Annotated in this window: 15 protein-coding genes and 1 tRNA gene; 7 read left to right on the forward strand and 9 right to left on the reverse strand. The window is 40.9% G+C overall.

The genetic code is table 11. The annotated features are described in order from the left end of the window. Positions 1 to 2 precede the first annotated feature (2 nt). The 4 genes from DCO44_RS07080 to DCO44_RS07095 all read right to left on the reverse strand — a co-directional run bounded on the left by DCO44_RS07080 (position 3) and on the right by DCO44_RS07095 (position 5014). Positions 3 to 2648 carry an isopeptide-forming domain-containing fimbrial protein gene (locus DCO44_RS07080; protein ID WP_165815693.1) on the reverse strand — a complete coding sequence of 882 codons (2646 nt, stop codon included), beginning with the start codon at positions 2646 to 2648 and terminating at the stop codon, positions 3 to 5. A gap of 433 nt (positions 2649 to 3081) precedes the next feature. After that, positions 3082 to 3465: a WYL domain-containing protein gene (locus DCO44_RS07085; RefSeq protein WP_116760427.1), complete on the reverse strand. Its 384-nt coding sequence runs from the start codon at positions 3463 to 3465 to the stop codon at positions 3082 to 3084. Between the two features lie 767 nt (positions 3466 to 4232). Next, on the reverse strand, positions 4233 to 4763 hold the full coding sequence (locus DCO44_RS07090; protein WP_116760429.1) for a DUF2939 domain-containing protein: 531 nt from the start codon (positions 4761 to 4763) through the stop codon (positions 4233 to 4235). 164 nt (positions 4764 to 4927) lie between these two features. After that, positions 4928 to 5014 (reverse strand) — tRNA-Leu (locus DCO44_RS07095). 168 nt (positions 5015 to 5182) lie between these two features. Between DCO44_RS07095 and queA the strand changes: the two genes are divergently transcribed. From queA to DCO44_RS07110, 3 genes are read left to right on the forward strand one after another with little or no spacing between them, the layout of a single operon-like run. Beyond that, a complete protein-coding gene (gene queA / locus DCO44_RS07100; protein WP_116760431.1) occupies positions 5183 to 6220 on the forward strand; it encodes a tRNA preQ1(34) S-adenosylmethionine ribosyltransferase-isomerase QueA in 1038 nt (345 codons plus the stop codon). A 40-nt stretch (positions 6221 to 6260) separates the two neighbouring features. Continuing rightward, a complete protein-coding gene (locus DCO44_RS07105; RefSeq protein ID WP_116760433.1) occupies positions 6261 to 7289 on the forward strand; it encodes a hypothetical protein in 1029 nt (342 codons plus the stop codon). Between the two features lie 38 nt (positions 7290 to 7327). Continuing rightward, on the forward strand, positions 7328 to 7894 hold the full coding sequence (locus tag DCO44_RS07110) for a LemA family protein (protein WP_116760436.1): 567 nt from the start codon (positions 7328 to 7330) through the stop codon (positions 7892 to 7894). A gap of 58 nt (positions 7895 to 7952) precedes the next feature. Here DCO44_RS07110 and DCO44_RS07115 read toward each other — a convergent pair whose 3' ends face one another. Further along, a complete protein-coding gene (locus DCO44_RS07115; RefSeq protein ID WP_116760438.1) occupies positions 7953 to 8879 on the reverse strand; it encodes a sensor domain-containing diguanylate cyclase in 927 nt (308 codons plus the stop codon). Positions 8880 to 9166: 287 nt separating this feature from the next. Here DCO44_RS07115 and tgt point away from each other — a divergent pair, with 287 nt between their 5' ends. The 4 genes from tgt (at position 9167) to secF (ending at position 13655) form a co-directional block, all read left to right on the forward strand. Further along, on the forward strand, positions 9167 to 10297 hold the full coding sequence (gene tgt / locus DCO44_RS07120; protein WP_116760440.1) for a tRNA guanosine(34) transglycosylase Tgt: 1131 nt from the start codon (positions 9167 to 9169) through the stop codon (positions 10295 to 10297). A gap of 98 nt (positions 10298 to 10395) precedes the next feature. Next, a complete protein-coding gene (yajC, locus tag DCO44_RS07125) occupies positions 10396 to 10725 on the forward strand; it encodes a preprotein translocase subunit YajC (RefSeq protein ID WP_016166200.1) in 330 nt (109 codons plus the stop codon). 51 nt (positions 10726 to 10776) lie between these two features. After that, positions 10777 to 12678, forward strand: coding sequence for a protein translocase subunit SecD (gene secD / locus DCO44_RS07130; protein ID WP_116760442.1), 1902 nt, complete (start codon positions 10777 to 10779; stop codon positions 12676 to 12678). Between the two features lie 8 nt (positions 12679 to 12686). After that, positions 12687 to 13655 carry a protein translocase subunit SecF gene (gene secF, locus DCO44_RS07135; protein ID WP_116760444.1) on the forward strand — a complete coding sequence of 323 codons (969 nt, stop codon included), beginning with the start codon at positions 12687 to 12689 and terminating at the stop codon, positions 13653 to 13655. 48 nt (positions 13656 to 13703) lie between these two features. On the opposite strand, the gene DCO44_RS07140 is transcribed toward secF, so the two are convergent. From DCO44_RS07140 to DCO44_RS07155, 4 genes are all read right to left on the reverse strand, one after another. Next, positions 13704 to 14348, reverse strand: coding sequence for a 4'-phosphopantetheinyl transferase family protein (locus DCO44_RS07140; RefSeq protein ID WP_165815694.1), 645 nt, complete (start codon positions 14346 to 14348; stop codon positions 13704 to 13706). Between the two features lie 105 nt (positions 14349 to 14453). Next, positions 14454 to 15863 carry a ribosome biogenesis GTPase Der gene (gene der / locus DCO44_RS07145; protein ID WP_116760446.1) on the reverse strand — a complete coding sequence of 470 codons (1410 nt, stop codon included), beginning with the start codon at positions 15861 to 15863 and terminating at the stop codon, positions 14454 to 14456. Positions 15864 to 16028: 165 nt separating this feature from the next. Further along, positions 16029 to 17177 carry an outer membrane protein assembly factor BamB gene (gene bamB, locus DCO44_RS07150; protein WP_116760448.1) on the reverse strand — a complete coding sequence of 383 codons (1149 nt, stop codon included), beginning with the start codon at positions 17175 to 17177 and terminating at the stop codon, positions 16029 to 16031. Then, entirely contained in the window at positions 17177 to 17881 is a 705-nt protein-coding gene (locus tag DCO44_RS07155; protein ID WP_116760450.1) for a YfgM family protein, read from the reverse strand. The genes bamB and DCO44_RS07155 overlap by 1 nt, the downstream gene beginning before the upstream one ends. Positions 17882 to 17884: the final 3 nt, after the last annotated feature.

The raw sequence follows: 17884 nt of genomic DNA on the forward strand, positions 1-17884 counted from the left end.
GCTTAAGGGTTAACACGAATAACAAAGTAGAAATTGGCTTCTTGATTTGGATCTAAACTACTCACCAAAGCTGAAACTTTCTCACCTGAAGAAAGGTCCACCCCTGTCGGCACAATCACAGGTGGCCCAACAAGGCTGGTATAGGCAGGAACAACATCATTAAACTGCACATTCTTCACCACAGAGCTACCATCATTTTTGAGTGTGAGTTTATAGGCCACACACTGATTTGGCTTAACTGAAACCAACTGGGTGGTATAGCTCAAAGCTGCTAGATCACTGGTTATACAGCCACTATTCACTGCTTGTGTTTTCAATAACTGTAAATGCCCAGTGGCTACCGTAGTCACATCTGTGTTTTTTAAGTTGTCTAAATGAATGCCATTAAAATCAGAAATCTCAACTAAAATATCCGCCTGACTCACCACCCCTTCTGTTGCCGAAGGTGCTGCCTGAACTTTAAGTAAGAGTTGAATGTCAGTTTGAGGTGGCAAACCTGCACTGCCCAAAAGCTGATTTAAACTGGTTGTTGCACTAATAATTTGATCTGCACTATCAATTTGACCATTTTTATTCACATCGTAATAAAGGCTGTAGACAAAACCATCATTTTTCAGCGGAACCACGTTAAGGTTCACTTGAGAACCTGCATTCTCACCTTCCGCCATATTGCCCAGATTCTTTAATGTATGCACATAAACAATCGTCCCACCAACACCCACCTGTCCCTGCTGATCATTGATCAGAGTAAGTAAGCGCGCAACATTACTTTCAATTTGATCCTTAATGGAGTCCGCCTGTTGATTGATGGGTGATTGAATCGCAAACCAAATTGGAGCTGTAAAATTCTGTTGGCTGGCATCAACATCAATCACTGCACAATATGCTTTGCTTGTCCCTGCGGCTAAGGTTCCCGTATTGGTAATTTGCTTACCAACTGTTTGACAGCTTGCATCACCTTCATAAAATTTGACGCTAAAGCCCGTTTTGCTGGTCGGTACAATATTGGCGACATCGATAGGGCTAAAGGATGCATACAAATTATAGTTATTGGCTTGGTTTGAATTATTCTTTGCGACCAAAGGAAAAACGGCTTTACCCGAAACCACTTTAACCGTGCGTAAAGCTTGACCTAAGTTATCCAAGACACCTACGCCCAAACCTGACTGATCCGCGTTATATAAATCACTGCTGCTGGACACGACCGTTAAGGTCGTAATTTGGTTACGAATCGGGTCCGAGACTAAGTTTGAAGCAATCGAGGTTGCAACCACATCAATATTGATATGGCTGACACTGCTACTACAACCTGTAGATGCAGATACCCCAACCTGAATTTGTTTTACCGCAGCATTTGAAATCGAACCTGTATCAACTTTACCGTCACCATTGGTATCCGTGAGTAAAGTTTTCCCATCCTGCGTGTAAAAATTAACTTTGGCGCAACTCGGTAGATTGCTTGAGCTGTAACTTAAATTATACGTATCTGTGGTATTGCCGATATTCCACACATAGTTATTAAAAAATATTTCTTGCCCAGGTTTTAAACTGGCTTGAATGACTAAGTTATCAGGACTGCTATTGGGATTCCCACCATTCGTTGCTGAACTGGATTTATTATTTAAAACCACTCCATAGACAGCGGCCAAGTTATAGATCACGGTATTGGAAAAGCTGCTCAGTTTTACTGTGGTGTTATCCGTGTCGTATTGTACAAAACCTGCCGTATTTGGAATTTTATTCGCTGCACCTTGTTTCACTTTGGCTTTAAAGCTCAGCGTGCCTGATGTTAGAGGTGCAACAGCGGCAATACTGGCTTCCAAACTCTTCCCATCAGGTTTAAATTGATAAGCAATTCCTGTATTGGCAGATGCTTCAGTATCATTGGTATCGGTGAGTGCGGTGGTATTCTGATTCCAAAGTGCCGAGCCTGTTACATAGTCTAAAGAATCATCCAATACATCTTGCAATACGACGCGACGTGTTGCTGTCCCTGTATTTCGATAGGTCAAAGTATAGGTAATCAAATCACCAATATTACCTTCACTTGTACTTTGTGCCTTCACCAGAGAAATCACGGCATCATCCACAACGCGAATCGTGTCTGTGACTTGTGCAGAAAGTGTAATATTTTGCTGACTAATGGCTGTAAGGTCTAAACTACTAAGCTGATTAAAAGCCACCGTGGTAGGAATACTCCCCACAATCACAACTGCTAAAGATTGCCCTGCATTCAGCTCAATTGAACCGACCAATAAGTCTTCGGTATTATCAGGTAAACCATTTTGATCGCGGTCTGCATAGACCTTTACATGACTTAAATCAAAATTATCATTACTACTTTGCACTAGGCTTAATGTATATCGATCAGCCGTATTACCTGTATTGGTGAGAACGTGTGGAAGATTCACCACCCCGCCTATAGCACCATATTGGTTTTGATTTTGTACCAGTGTTAGGGAATATGTTTTTTGCACCTCTAATGCCACAGGATTGGAATTAACCAATAAGAGGTTGCCCATCTCATCGGTATAGTCCCCAGATGCAACGTTGGAAATATAGCTTCCAGGCTGAGGAAAAGCATGACAAACACCGACCAATAATAGCGATGCACCCCCCAATAACGCGCGATGTATTCTTGTTGTCATCCCCTGCATAAAGCAAACACTCACAAAATTTACAATAAATGATAAATAAGTCACAATATTATACATAAATGTATCATTTGTTGATTATTTTGCACACGCTTTTAGCTAATTTTTATCATTATTCGTTGATGATTAAGTCATGTACTTGTGTCGCTTAGGCATAGCACTCAAGAAAATATTGAAATGATACATTTACTGATTACTCATGATGGGGGCATATCAAATGCTGAATACAACGAAAGAAAATAGAAATAAACAAGATTTATCAATAACTAATTAAAAACCTATCTAAAAAAAACAAGTATTCTCTTGAATATTAATTCCAAAAATTACACGAAGTTATTTTCACCCTTCCAAATAAAGAAAAAGTCTGCTTTGAAATAAACTACTCATAGCAAAGAAATGAATAAAAAATAAGAAAATATTCCAATGATCATTCAAGGTGTTTGGTTAAATATTCTAGAATTTCAGTTGAATTAATTAAACGTGAACAATGTTTAGGACATTTTAGACATTTAATTTTTTCGACTTCAAAAATACGCTGTTCATTTAACAAATGACAAAATGCTTCCACATACCAATGCTGTTTTTCTTGATATACCCGAATAACATCAATATCTCGAATGGTCATTTGACCTTTTTGATTTTGATAAAGAATTTCTAGCGTTTTACAGGGTACACAAATACATTCTGGTTCTAATGCGTTCACTGGGCATGCTTTTTCATTCGCACCACAAGGTTGCTTCCGTATTCTTTTACTTATCAACACAAAACTACCAAAGAAGATAGCCGCCAGTACAGCACCCGCAATTTCCATCTTCAAACCGCACCTCGTTATCTCTTTAAAATTCTTTATCTATTTTAAACAACCGCAAAGACCGCGCGATTGTAGCAAATCCATATCATTTTATTGATTCAATTTTCGCATTAATTTTTAGTTAATTTCAAAAATAGATTTATACATAAAGATAAATTGAGGAAGCCTCCCATATAAGTGCTTATTTATATTATGTTCATCAAATTATTATTAGAGTAAATTTCACTTTTTGAATACAAAGCTTAGAAAAAATCACTATTCTTTTAAACACAGATATTAAAATTAAATGAACTTTCCTAAAAATTATCTAGTTTAAAATATAAATACCTCATAACCAATACTTTACTCATTCACCAAATTGATTCCATTAAATAAAAAAACACTTAAATTTGAACACAATTTAAATTCAAGTACTTATTTTTATATAATTTTTATTCAAACATTACATTTTGAATTTTACTGACATAGACCTGTTTCGCTTGTATTCCAATTCTGTTCGACAAGTTGCTGACATGAATCAGCATCATTAATACCATTTTGGTAAGCCTGTTTTTGCTATTCCATCTGCTATTATTTTTGCTTGAGTGTTGCTTACCTTTACTTAATTTTGGTTACTCCAAATCTAGTTTTGGAGCAAGAAACTTGAATAATAAATACACTTAGACCTACCAATCATGCCGCGACCACAAACTCTATTGCCAAGATCATTTCTACAAGATGATGACAATCCTGCTGTATTTACATTGACCGACTGACTCTAAACTGGATCACCGCAATGGAACAATAATCTTGTGTACTTTCCAACTTAAACCATCTCGCACCATCATTACTTTGAACACTTTAGACGACTCTGGAGCTTGAATTTGTACCTCAAAATTCTGCCAAGAGGTATAGCCCGCTTTATATTCGGGCTTATCTTGTCGTTTGACATCAGCAGTTTCTTGACTAACTTTATCTTGATCAACTTCTTTCAAGCCCTGCCCTTGCAAGACCATCGTCATTCCTTCTGGTGTCACCACGACATCAACGATTTTATCCAACAAAGTCGAAGCTAGCATTTGTCCCCAACCAGAGAAATGATCTTGCTCATCTCTCATGTCTTGAAGCATATCTGTATTGATCTGATCTTTCAGGCTTTGTCGCACGCTTGGATAATCAATATATTGAGAGACTTTTTCACTGTCTCCTGCTTGCGCTGCGTTTTTTATATTGTTCAACACAATATAAGGAGAAACATAGAAATAGGCTAACGTGCAAAAAATAAGTCCAATCACCGTCCAAATGATTTTTTTATTCATTGTTCTTTTCCAAATGAAGCTATCTATAATCATAAAATAGCGGCTTATTGAAAGAATCAAAAGCAGAAGACATGTATCTAAAAAGCACTTTCCCGCGAAGAACACTAAATTTCAGGCAATAAAAAACCCCCAAGTCTTAATATGCTTGAGGGCTTTTCAATATATGGTCCCGAGGGTCGGACTCGAACCGACACGTCATCTCTGACAGCGGATTTTGAGTCCGCCGCGTCTACCAATTTCACCACCTCGGGAAGGTGTTGATGCGTATATTAACCTGTTTTAAAAACTTGTCAACGCCAGATTACTGCAATTGATTAATTTTAAAACAGAATGGATTTTTTAGCCTCTTATTTAACCAATTTCGACTAAGAAATGAAAAAAAGCATATACTACCGTCAGTTTTTTTAGCGAAATGTGTCATGCAACTTTCTGACTTCAATTTTGATCTCCCTGATGAGCTTATTGCTCGATATCCATTAGACACCCGCAGTTCATCACGCTTGCTCCATTTAGATGCACAAGGTCAATATCACGATCATCAGTTTACCGATATTCTGGATTTACTGAATGACGGCGACCTCTTAATTTTAAACGACACTAAAGTGATGAAAGCTCGTTTAAAAGGTAAACGTGCAACAGGTGGTGCCGTGGAAGTTTTGGTCGAGCGTTTGCAAGATGCACACATCGCACATTGCCACATTAAAGCCAGTAACTCACCTAAAGCAGGTGCAGAACTGTTTGTCGGCGCAGAAGAGATTAAAGTGACGGTACAGGGTCGCCATGAGAATTTATTTATTGTCGAATTTTCACAACCGATTCTGGATGTTTTGGACCGTTGCGGTCAGTTACCCATTCCACCCTACTTCAACCGTGAAGCCGAAGCGATTGATACTGAACGCTACCAAACTGTATTCAATGATCCAAGCAAATTAGCCAGTGTTGCCGCACCCACCGCAAGTTTACACTTCGATCAAACTTTACTGGAAAAACTCGAAGCCAAAGGAATTCACAAAGCTTTCGTGACCTTACATGTGGGTGCTGGAACATTTCTGCCTGTTCGTACCGATGATATTGCCAATCATGTGATGCACAGCGAATGGTGTGATGTACCAGCGCATACTGTTGAATTAATTCGTGAAACCAAAGCACGAGGGAATAAAGTCATTGCGGTTGGTACAACAGCAACTCGTGCTGTGGAAAGTGCTGCCCAAGCACATAACGGTGCACTCGATGCTTGGGTCGGTGATACCCAAATTTTTATTTACCCTGGCTATGATTTTAAAGTGGTAGATCGTTTAATTACCAATTTCCACTTACCTGAATCTACGCTGTTAATGTTGGTTTCTGCATTATCCAATCGTGACAATATTCTCAATGCCTACCAACATGCAGTGGCTACAGAATATCGTTTCTTCAGTTATGGCGATGCTATGCTGATTGACCGTTTTACAGGATAACTGTTTTACAAGATAACAATAACAAGGACCTCCTGCTCTTATGCCGATTGATACTGTGCGACATTCGATTCATATTCGCCGTAAAAAGAATCAGGTGGTCTTCCACAATATTGCTCGGCTTTGGGACATTGGGCGTCAGGCGCAAAGCCATCAACAAATTTTAGATGGTCTACATCCTTGGAATGCTCCTGTCACCTTGAAGTTTGAAAATACTCTGCCGTGGTTGCTTGCAATTACAGGCAGTATTTTTATGCTTGCGATTTTGATTCAACCCAGTAGTATTTGGGCGCAAGCTAGCCTGTTCTGTGGCGGGTTGATGGTATTTTGGGCCTATATTTGTTATGAAGATGACGACCCCGTTGAAGAAGTAATTGATTATCTCGAACAACAAACCATTGCACAAAAATATCAGTTGGCTTACCACCGCCAACCACAACATATTTCCGTTCCACTCAATCCTGTTTTATTTATTGCCCACTTAAAACGCCTGTTTCCAGTGTTTGAGCAAGGCTCTGTCTCTAATGATTTTCCATTATATGCAAGCACTGTTTGGACAGATGAAGAAAACAAGGACCATCAAGTACTGGTATTTCAATATCACTTTGTGAATGAAGTCCGCATGACTGATAAAGATGGCAATCAGGTCAAGGTTCAGGAAATACATCGTGATCTGTGGGGCGTATTTGTCTTTGGTGTTGACCTGCCAGGCTTAGCGATCAGTACTGCGAGTAAATCGTTTGGTCATCCTTATTCTTTTGCATGGCATACCAGTGATATTCAGACCAATCAGCGACTCAAATTCTATGGCACCGATGAAATGCAGATGGCAAAAATGCTGACACCCGCCATGGTGCTTCGCCTATCGGACTTTTTTGAGTACCGTTCAGGAGATTTGTTGTTTCATCCCGAGAGTGATGTCCTGTGTTATCTAGGACCACATGATTTATTCAAAATTTCTAGCAAGGCTCAAAATATCCAAGATATTTCCAGTTTACGTGGACACTTACGTACATTTAAACTACCTTATCTAGAACATTTAAAGTCTGATTTATTGAAACTTTTAAAATAACAGCGACAAAATTGTACAACCATTAAACAGGGGGCAACATGGGACTTTTTATTTTATTATTGCTAATTATTATCACCATTGTAGCCATTATTTTCATTCGTAATAATATTGTACGCCATCATAATGCCACTATTCGTGCTTGGTCAGATGTTACCAGCTATGAACGTCAAAAAATTAAAATTTTAGATGCGCTTGCACCCTTGGTAGAGCAATATTCAAGTTTTGAAAAAGGCACTTTAGAAAAAGTGACAGAATTGCGTCAGAACATTTTAAGTTTGAATGCAAACACTGCCGATGTATCTCAGTTACAACGGATTGAGAACTTAAACAAAGAACTCATGCACAGCCTAAATGTCGTGGTTGAAAACTACCCTGAGCTTAAAGCCAATGAAATTTATCTAAAAATGATGAATGAAATTGAAGAACAAAACGAAAATGTAGGGGCTGCGATTACGATTTTTAATCGCAATGTTGAATTGTTTAACAACCAAATTCAGATTTTTCCCAACAACGTCATCAATACCATGACCATTGGCAAAAAAGCCATTCGACCATTCCGTGATACGGCAGCTATGCAAAATTTTGATTATCGTCCGAATTTCTAATGATTTAGCAAAAAAGACAGCATGGTGAATAAATTTCACAATGCTGCTTAAACTCAAATTAAGACAGAAAACGAACCTGATTCCGTCCTTCAGCTTTTGCCTGATACAGCAATTGATCTGCCGATTGTAAAAAGCTAGACACATTTAAATAGTTTTGCCCTGAGCCATGCGTATTTACCCCAATGCTGACTGTGATATTCGCATGCTGACTTGCCGTCAGGCTCGGTATAGCCAAATGAGCCACCGCTTTACGGAAACGTTCAGCCGATAAAACTGCATCTTCAAGTGTGGTTTCAGGCAAAATCACCACAAACTCTTCCCCGCCAAAGCGCGCCACAAAATCATAGGCTCGACTAAACTGATTTTTTAATAACTGTGCGACTGCAATCAAACACTGATCGCCTTGCAAGTGCCCAAAATCATCGTTGTATTTTTTAAAATGATCAATATCAATAAACAGTATCGACAATGGTCGTTTATTGCGCTCTGCTCGCTTAAACTCAAACTCAATCCGTTCATTCAAGGCTTTTCGATTTGCCACCTGCGTCAAAGGATCTTGCAGTAATAACGCTTGGTTCTTTTTATTCAACTCCTCAAGTTCCAATTCCATACTTTTGCGTTCTGAAATATCAAACATGAAGCCAATAATGGCAATGGTTTTATCATTTTCACGAATCACATGCACAACATCACGGATCCAGACGTATCCGCCATCTTGGGTTAACGCGCGATAATCTGCCTCATGATCGGTACCATCATCAGAGAGTTGAATACACATACCGACCGTCTTATCTCGGTCATCTGGATGCATGCGGTCAATCCAGTCTTGCGCAGATTTCCAACTGTCTTGTGGCCACCCCAATAAGCTTTCAATTTGCGGTCCAATATAACTAAACTCTTTGGTATCCCAATTAATTTGCCAAGGAATCGCATTGGTCGTTTCTAGCAATGTTTTATAAAATTCCCATTCTTTTAATTCACTCATTACCCACCCCAGGAACACACAGTCAACGTAAAGAATTAGTAGATACCAATTTCACTTACAATTTAATCACTATTTTTAGGTAAAATAGAAACAAATCATTACACAAGCAAAAATAATACAAACTTCCAATCCCACATGCTTTTCTCTCATTTTTTGTAATTCATGAATCAGAATTAACAGTTCAACACATCACAAAACTGGTGTTTAAGTACAGAATCGAGGAAAATAGCTCTCTTTTTAGCTCGAACAATCAGCGAACTGTTTTTTCGCCTTGATTTGGAATTTGTATGAAGTTTGAAAAACTTGCGCAATCAGGGCGTGCCCGCCGTGGTCGCTTAACGCTTGAACATGGTGTTGTTGAAACACCTGTATTTATGCCTGTTGGTACTTATGGCACAGTTAAAGGTATGTTGCCACGTGATATTGAAGACATTCAAGCACAAATTATTTTAGGTAATACTTTTCACCTGTACTTACGTCCAGGCTTAGATGTCATTGAAGCACATGGTGGCTTACACAAGTTCATGAAATGGGACAAACCTATATTAACCGACTCAGGTGGCTTCCAAGTCTTTAGTCTTGGTGCAATGCGTAAAATCAAAGAAGAAGGTGTGACTTTCCGTTCTCCGATTGATGGTTCTAAAGTTTTCTTGTCTCCTGAAGTTTCGATGGAAATTCAAAAAACTTTAAATTCTGACATTGTCATGATTTTTGATGAATGCACCCCTTATCCTGCGACGCATGAAGAAGCGCAAAAGTCATTGCAGCTTTCATTGCGTTGGGCAAAGCGTTGTAAAACCCATCACCACGATGAATTAAACAATAGCAATGCTTTATTTGGCATTATTCAAGGGGGGATGTATGAAGACCTTCGTGAAGAATCTTTAACGGGTTTACTTGAGATTGGTTTTGATGGTTATGCCATTGGTGGTCTTTCTGTCGGAGAACCAAAAGAAGAAATGATCAAGGTTTTGGATTATCTTCCAAACAAAATGCCTGCGGATAAACCTCGTTATTTAATGGGCGTGGGTAAGCCAGAAGACATTGTTGAAGGTATTCGTCGTGGCGTAGATATGTTTGACTGCGTAATGCCAACCCGAAATGCACGAAATGGTCATTACTTTGTGACGGATGGTTTAGTCCGTATCCGTAACAGTAAATACCGTCATGACCAACAACCGCTTGACCCACACTGTGATTGCTACACCTGTACCAACTTTACCCGCGCTTATTTGTTCCATTTAGAAAAATGTGGCGAAATGCTCGGATCAATGTTGGGGACTATCCACAACTTACGTTATTACCAACGCTTCACTCAAGACATCCGTGATGCACTTGATAACGGGACATTTGATGCCTTTGTTGAAGACTTTTATCAACGTCGTGGTTTAGAAGTACCTCCTTGTCCGCAAGATTAATTCTTTCAGCATTTGCGCTGAAGAAAAAGACAAGGTAAATTGCAGAGCAAGTCTATTTATTATCAAATTGATACCAGTTTATTGTTTAGGAAATTGAAATGAGCCTTTTTATTTCTACTGCTCACGCAGCAGGTGAAGCTGCACAGCAACCAAGCCTCGTAACGAACTTACTTATGATTGCGGTTTTTGTCGCAATTTTCTATTTCTTGATTTGGCGTCCGCAATCTAAGCGTGCTAAAGAACACCGTTCTTTAGTCGAAAGCTTAGGTGTTGGAAGTGAAGTTGTTTTTGCTGGTGGTTTGATGGGTAAAATTACCAAAATTGAAGGTGATTTTGCAGTGGTTGAATTAAACCGAGGTGTAGAAGTAAAAATTCAACGCGCAAGTGTGATTTCAGTTCTTCCTGAAGGCACATTAAATAACCTTTAATCAAAAATAGTCGTGCACCCGCACGACTTTTTCATTTTAAGAAGAAAACAAATGCGTTACCCAGCATGGAAATATCTACTGATTCTCGTGGTTCTCGTGGTCAGTACATTATATGCCCTGCCAAGTTTGTATCCTGATGAACCTGCTGTTCAAATTTCAGGTGCCAAAGCTGGTACTCAAATTGACCAAAGCATCATACAAAAAGCAGAGCTAATTTTAAAAAGCGAAAATATTGCAACGCATGACAATAGCTTTACCAATAACGCTGCATTGCTCCGTCTAGATTCATCTGAAGCCCAGTTAAAAGCCAAAGATGCATTACGCCGTGGTCTTGGAGATAACTACGTTGTTGCACTGAACCTTGCACCAACCACACCAGAATGGTTGCAAAAAATTGGTGCGAAACCAATGAAGCTTGGTTTGGACTTGCGTGGTGGTGTTCACTTCTTACTTGAAGTGGATATGGACAAAGCCATCAGCCAACGCATGGAAACCTCTGCAACCGATTTACGTCGCCAATTGCGTGACAATAAATTGAAATTCAATAGTCTTTCATTGAATAACAATACCATTACTTTGCAATTTGCGAACAATACTGATCGTGATGCAGTCATGGATTTCTTGCGTAGCAATAATACTGAATTTACTCAGCAAGCCGTTGCTTCAGATACAGGCTCTAGCTTGCGTTTGACCTATACCGATGCGCGTAAGCAAGAAATTCAATCTTATGCGGTCAACCAGAACTTAACCACCCTGCGTAACCGTATTAATGAGTTAGGGGTTGCAGAAGCGCTGGTACAAACCCAAGGTAGCAACCGTATTGTGGTTGAACTCCCAGGTGTACAAGATACAGCCGAAGCAAAACGTGTTTTGGGCCGTACTGCGAACTTAGAGTTCCGTCTGGTTTCAGACCAGAATGATCAATATATTGATCCATATACGGGTAAATATAATGATCAACCACTCCCTCCAGGTACAGAAGTATTTGCTTATCAGTCACTTGATAGTGGTCGTGAGTTATTACTTAACCGCAACCGTATTTTGACGGGTGAACGCGTTCAAAATGCTTCTTCTGGCTTTAGTCAGGACACTGGCGGTGCAGAAGTTAATATTACCCTCGACAGCGCGGGTGGTAAGCTCATGGCAGACGCTACGCGTAATTCTGTGGGCAAACGTATGGCGGTGTTGTTTATTGAAAATAAACAAAAGATCAGCTATGTCGCAGACCCTAAAACTGGGGCTCAAACGGAAGTCCGTACACCCTATACAGAATCTGTGGTCATTAATGCGGCGACCATTCAAGCCGTGTTGGGTTCTCAGTTCCGTATCACGGGCCTAGATTCACCACAAGAAGCGTCTGAACTTGCCCTCATGTTACGTGCGGGTGCATTAGCAGCGCCAATGTACTTTGTTGAAGAACGCGTGGTTGGTCCTAGCCTTGGTCAAGAAAATATTGATAAAGGCGTGTTATCCACACAAATCGGCTTCTTACTGGTAGCGATCTGGATGGTGGTGTTCTTCCGTCTGTTCGGCTTAATCGCGAATTTTGCCCTAGTATTCAACTTAGCCATGATTTTAACCGTCATGTCTTGGATTGGAGCTTCCCTGACCTTGCCAGGTATTGCGGGTATCGTAATCACCATTGGTATGGCAGTCGATGCCAACGTTCTGATCTGTGAGCGAATACGAGAGGAAATCAAATGGGGGGCTTCTCCAAAGCAAGCCATTATTGCGGGTTATGACCGAGCCTATAACACCATTTTGGACTCGAACTTGACCACCTTCTTGGTTGCTTTCATTCTCTTTGCTATCGGTACAGGTCCAATTAAAGGCTTCGCTGTGACCTTGATGATCGGTATTATCTGCTCGATGTTTACTGCCATTACAGTAACTCGTGCAATTGTCCAGCTCATTTATGGCAAAAAACGCGACTTGAAAAAGTTGAGCATTTAAGGAGATCGATGATGACTGACATGACTCAACCCAATTCAAAACAATATGGTCGCCCGGATGATGAAAAAGTAATTCACTTTATGAAAATTGCCAAACCAGCGGCAATTTTCTCCATCATTCTGACCATTGCCAGTATTTTCTTTATTGTGACCCGTGGTCTGAACTTAGGTTTGGACTTTACAGGTGGTATTTCTGCCGAGTTGAACTATACACAGCCAGCCAATCAGGCTGCTGTGGTGCAAGCTTTGGAACAAGCAGGTTTCCAAGATGCTGTTGTGCAGACGCTAGGCAGCAACAAAGACCTTCTGGTGCGTATGCCTCCGCAAGAACTGGCGGTAGACGACCTGAATAATGCAATCACCAAAGCGGCTCAGTTGCCGAATAATACCGTAACGGTACACAAGGTCGATGTGGTGGGTGGACAGGTCGGAAACGAGCTGTATCTGCGTTCTGCGGGTGCTGTGGCACTTGCTCTCATCCTGATGCTGATTTACGTCACCATTCGCTTTGAGATCAAGCTGGCGATGGGTGCGGTACTGTCTTTGTTCCATGATGTAGTGGTGACCATTGGTATTTTCGCCATGATGCAGTGGCCATTTGACTTAACCGTGTTGGCGGCTGTATTGGCACTTATCGGTTTCTCACTCAACGATAACATCGTGGTGTCAGACCGTATTCGTGAAAACTTCCGTAAGATTCGCGGTGCAGAGCCACTGGAAATCGTCAATATTGCCTTGACTGAAACCTTACGTCGTACCATCCATACCTCTATGACTCTATTACTGGTCGTCGTCGCAATGATGATTTTAGGTGGTGATGGGCTGAAGTGGTTCTCGGTAGCAATGTTTATTGGTGTATTTGTCGGGACATATTCTTCAATTTATATTGGTACTGCATTTGCTCTATGGCGTGGTCTAAACCGTCAAGACTTTATTGTTCAAGTCAAACCTGAGTTTGATGAGGAAGAAATTCCTTAATCCCTAAACAACAGACTCACACCTAAGCTCATCCTCGGATGGGCTTTTTTAATGCTGAATCAGTTGAATCTGTGGCCACTGGAAGCCTCGACACGACGGTTCTGCCTGCCAAGCCACTGTCAGCATCGTTTGACCTAAATGATAGTTCTGATAAGCAAAGCTTCCTAGCATCTCGTGCTGACACATCCCGCCATGCTGGATTGGATGCACGCGTGTATTCAACTCATTCAAACTCAACCGAATCCCCAAGCCCGAAGCTTTTAATACCGCTTCTTTGGTGGTCCAAACCCTAAACCAAAATTCTTCTGAATATTCCATTTCAGCCCAATGCCGAAGTTCATCAGGGTGAAATGCATGTTGTGCCAAGGCTTCAAATCGAACCTTCCGGTCCAAATCCTCAATATCTATACCGACCTGTTTAACCGTATCGCTGTAGGCTAAAGCATAGTGTTTATGGCTATGACTATGATTAAATGTGACTTGCGGAAATTGTTCTAAATATGGCTTGCCATATTCAGTCTTAGAAAGATCTGTATTTTGAATCTCGCGTTGCATATGTTGCGAGAGCAACTGATTCCGAAATTGATAGATCGCCTGTTTTTGTTGCTGTATTTTGGCTTTACGGTCTAAATCCGCAGGCAAATGAATCATCTGCTCTAAGCGGCTGACATCTATATGAATCAGTTTCGTCACGCATATCTCCTTTTTATATACCTCCTCATTCTAAAAGAAACTGTACATAAAAGAAAAAGCCCAAAGTCATCTTTGGGCTTTCTCATCTTTTAAACGAACTAAAAATTAACGTTTAAATTTTTTCTCAGCTTTTTTGAACTTCTGAACATAACGGCGTTTACGTGCAGCAGTACGCTCATCCACTTGTGACTTACGCCCTTCAAATGGGTTTTCAGAGGTTTTAAACTCAATACGCACAGGCGTACCTTCCAGTTTATACACACGACGGAACACATTTTCCAAGTAACGACGGTAATCTGCTGGGGTCTTATCAACTTTGTTACCATGAATCACAATCGTCGGTGGATTTTGCCCACCCATATGCGCATAACGCATTTTAATACGACGACCACCCACCATTGGGGGTTGATGTGCATCCACAGCATCACTCAAAATTTGCGTGATTTTGGCTGGTGAAACTTTCAAATGTGAAGATTCATAAGCACGGTGGATCGATGGGTACATTTCCCCTACGCCCGTACCATGCAGTGCAGAAATTAAGTGAATTTTTGCCCAAGGAATAAAATCAAAACGACGTTCAACATCTAGCTTACATTGCTTACGATCATACTCAGACATGTTGTCCCATTTATTGATCGCAATTACCATGGCACGCCCAGCTTCTAAGGCATAACCAATCAAGTGTAAGTCTTGCTCTACAATGCCTTCACGAGCATCCACCACCACGACAACCACATGTGCATCTTTCATGGCTTGTAAAGTTTTTACAATCGAGAATTTCTCGATCATTTCATCGACCTTACCTTTACGACGTACACCCGCAGTATCAATCAGCGTATATTGACGACCATCGCGCTCGAAGGGAATATAAATGGAGTCACGGGTTGTACCTGGCTGGTCAAACGCGACTACGCGCTCTTCACCCAATAAACGGTTCACTAGCGTTGACTTACCGACGTTCGGACGACCAATAATCGCTAAACGCAAGCCCGTGTTTTTGTCATGCTCTTCTGGATTCTCATCTTCAGGCACATCCTTCAACACGTCTTCCAGCATTTGCTGTACGCCACGACCATGACTTGCCGCCACTTGTAGTGGCTCACCCATACCGAGCTTATAAAATTCGACGAGCGCGGCTTCAGCATGTACGCCATCGACCTTATTTGCGACAAGGTAAACTTTTTTACCTAACGTACGGAGTTCACGGGCAATTTGTTCATCAGAAGCCAATAGACCCGCACGCGCATCTACCACAAATACAATGATATCCGCTTCATGAATCGCAGTTTTAGACTGCTCTGCCATGTAAGAGTCAATGCCACCTTCATTTTCGCCAATACCGCCTGTATCGACCACAATGAAAGATTTATTTTGATAAACAGCATCACCATATTTACGGTCGCGTGTCAGACCCGCAAAGTCAGCGACCAAAGCATCACGACTTTTGGTAATTTGGTTAAATAGAGTTGATTTTCCGACGTTCGGACGACCAATGAGCGCAATTACGGGTTTCATAGTTTAACCTTTATTCAAGATCAGCCAGTTCGACTGGTCTGAACATCAGAAAAATGGAAGATATTTAAGAATAATACTAAATAAAACACGGGGCATTGAAACTTCTCAAATACCCCGTGTTTAAAAATACGGATTTGGCTTAGTTTAACATAAGGCAGACGAAAATTAACGATTCTGCCAAACGCTAAATGTACCCTTACGTGTCGCGACTGTGAGTTGACCTTCAATTACACGCAATGTACGTACAGCACCACTGGTTTTGGCGCGACCAATTAACTGACCTGAATTCGGATCAATCAGATGTAACACACCGTCTAAATCGCCAACAACCAAGTCTTGACCAAAGAGCACTGGATTACTCAGCTCTCGGTTTAAAAGTTGCTCATTTTGCCACAATTGCTGACCTGTCGCCAGATCATAGGCGACTAGCTTGCCATTGGCTTGGGCAACAAAGACTTTATTGTCTGCAACTTCTGGACGTTTGGTACTGCTGGCATCTTCACTCCAAATCACTTGTTGTGAAGCCAAGTCTGTTGCGGTCACTTGCCCCTGAAAACTGGTGGTCACTAAAAGCTGACCGACCACCACTGGGTCACCATCAACATCATTTAAACGCTGAATGTCAGAACGACCATCGCTGACTGCAACACGACGCTGCATACGAGGTACACCACTAAGTACATCTAACGCATAAACATAAGCATTTGCTGAAGATACCAATACAGTACGTGCATCCAACGCTACAGGCGTTGAAGTGCCACGTAAGCTAAATTGTACGCTTGGTAAATCATAACTCCAGACTTGCTGCCCAGACTCTAAATCATGCGCGTAAACCGTACCATCATTGCTGACAGTCACCACACGACCAGATTGCACCAAAGAAGGTGCCAGAATGGCTCCTGTTAATTGAGCAGTCCACTTTTGTTCGCCTGTTGCTTGGTTTAATGCAAACAATTGACCTTTCTGGTTTCCAACAATAACCAAACCATCTTTGGCTTCTACACCTGAGCTTAAGCCTTGTTTAGAGACTTTTTTGCTCCAAACTTTATCTTTACCACGATATGCCGTGACTTCACCTTTGGGGCTGGCAACAAAAATTACCCCATTATCGATATCCAATTGTAACCGTAGTGGATCTGCCTCTGAAGTCGAAGAAACACTTTCAGAAAAAACAGGTGCTAAACTTTTCGATTGTTCAAGCTTAGGTAATGGACTTGGTTTGGCATCTTCAACTTTAATTTTGTTACTCGAACAACCGACTAAAGCCAGCGTCAAAATTGTTAGTGCAAACGGTATTTTATATTTTCTATCCATTAAGACTCATCCACTTGTGTTTCTAAAATTGGGCGTTCAATTTCAGGATCATCTACTAAAACGCCAACACTTTCGAGTTTAATTTGTAAAATTTGACGCTCTTGTTTACGCTCAATTAACGTATCCCATGCACTTCGATACGCTTTTTTCGCATTTTCCACATCATTCTTAGCGACATATACATCACCACGCACTTCATCAGCCGTTGCTTTGAATGCAGGATCGGTAACCAGAGCTAAAGATTTGAGTGCATCATCATATTTATTTTGCGCCAACTGTGCATAAGCCAAACGTAGTTTCACGATTTGCGTTAAACCATTATCTTTGACTTTAGAGTTTTCCACCTTTTTCAAGGCTTTCTCTGCACCTGCGTAGTCACCATGATCATAAGCCAACTTCGCCATCACAAATTGAGTCTGAATTGCCTGTGCTGAATCAGGATCATCTTTCACAATTTTATCCGCAGCTTCAGTCAACTCAGTCATCGCATTCGGATTTCCTTGCACATTACGCGCATCATCCATCAATTGCTGGACTTTTGCAGTTTGCATTTGCGATTCTGCAAGGTTTTTCTTTTGCCAATATTCCCAACCGAAAAAGGCAATCAACGCAATTAAAATCCCACTAATAATGGCCGAACCATATTTCTTAGTGAAAGACTTTAAACCCTCAAGTTGTTCTTCTTCACTCAATGATGCGCTCATTTG

It is taken from the genome of Acinetobacter sp. AM, from assembly GCF_003105055.1.
Lineage (GTDB): Bacteria > Pseudomonadota > Gammaproteobacteria > Pseudomonadales > Moraxellaceae > Acinetobacter > Acinetobacter tibetensis.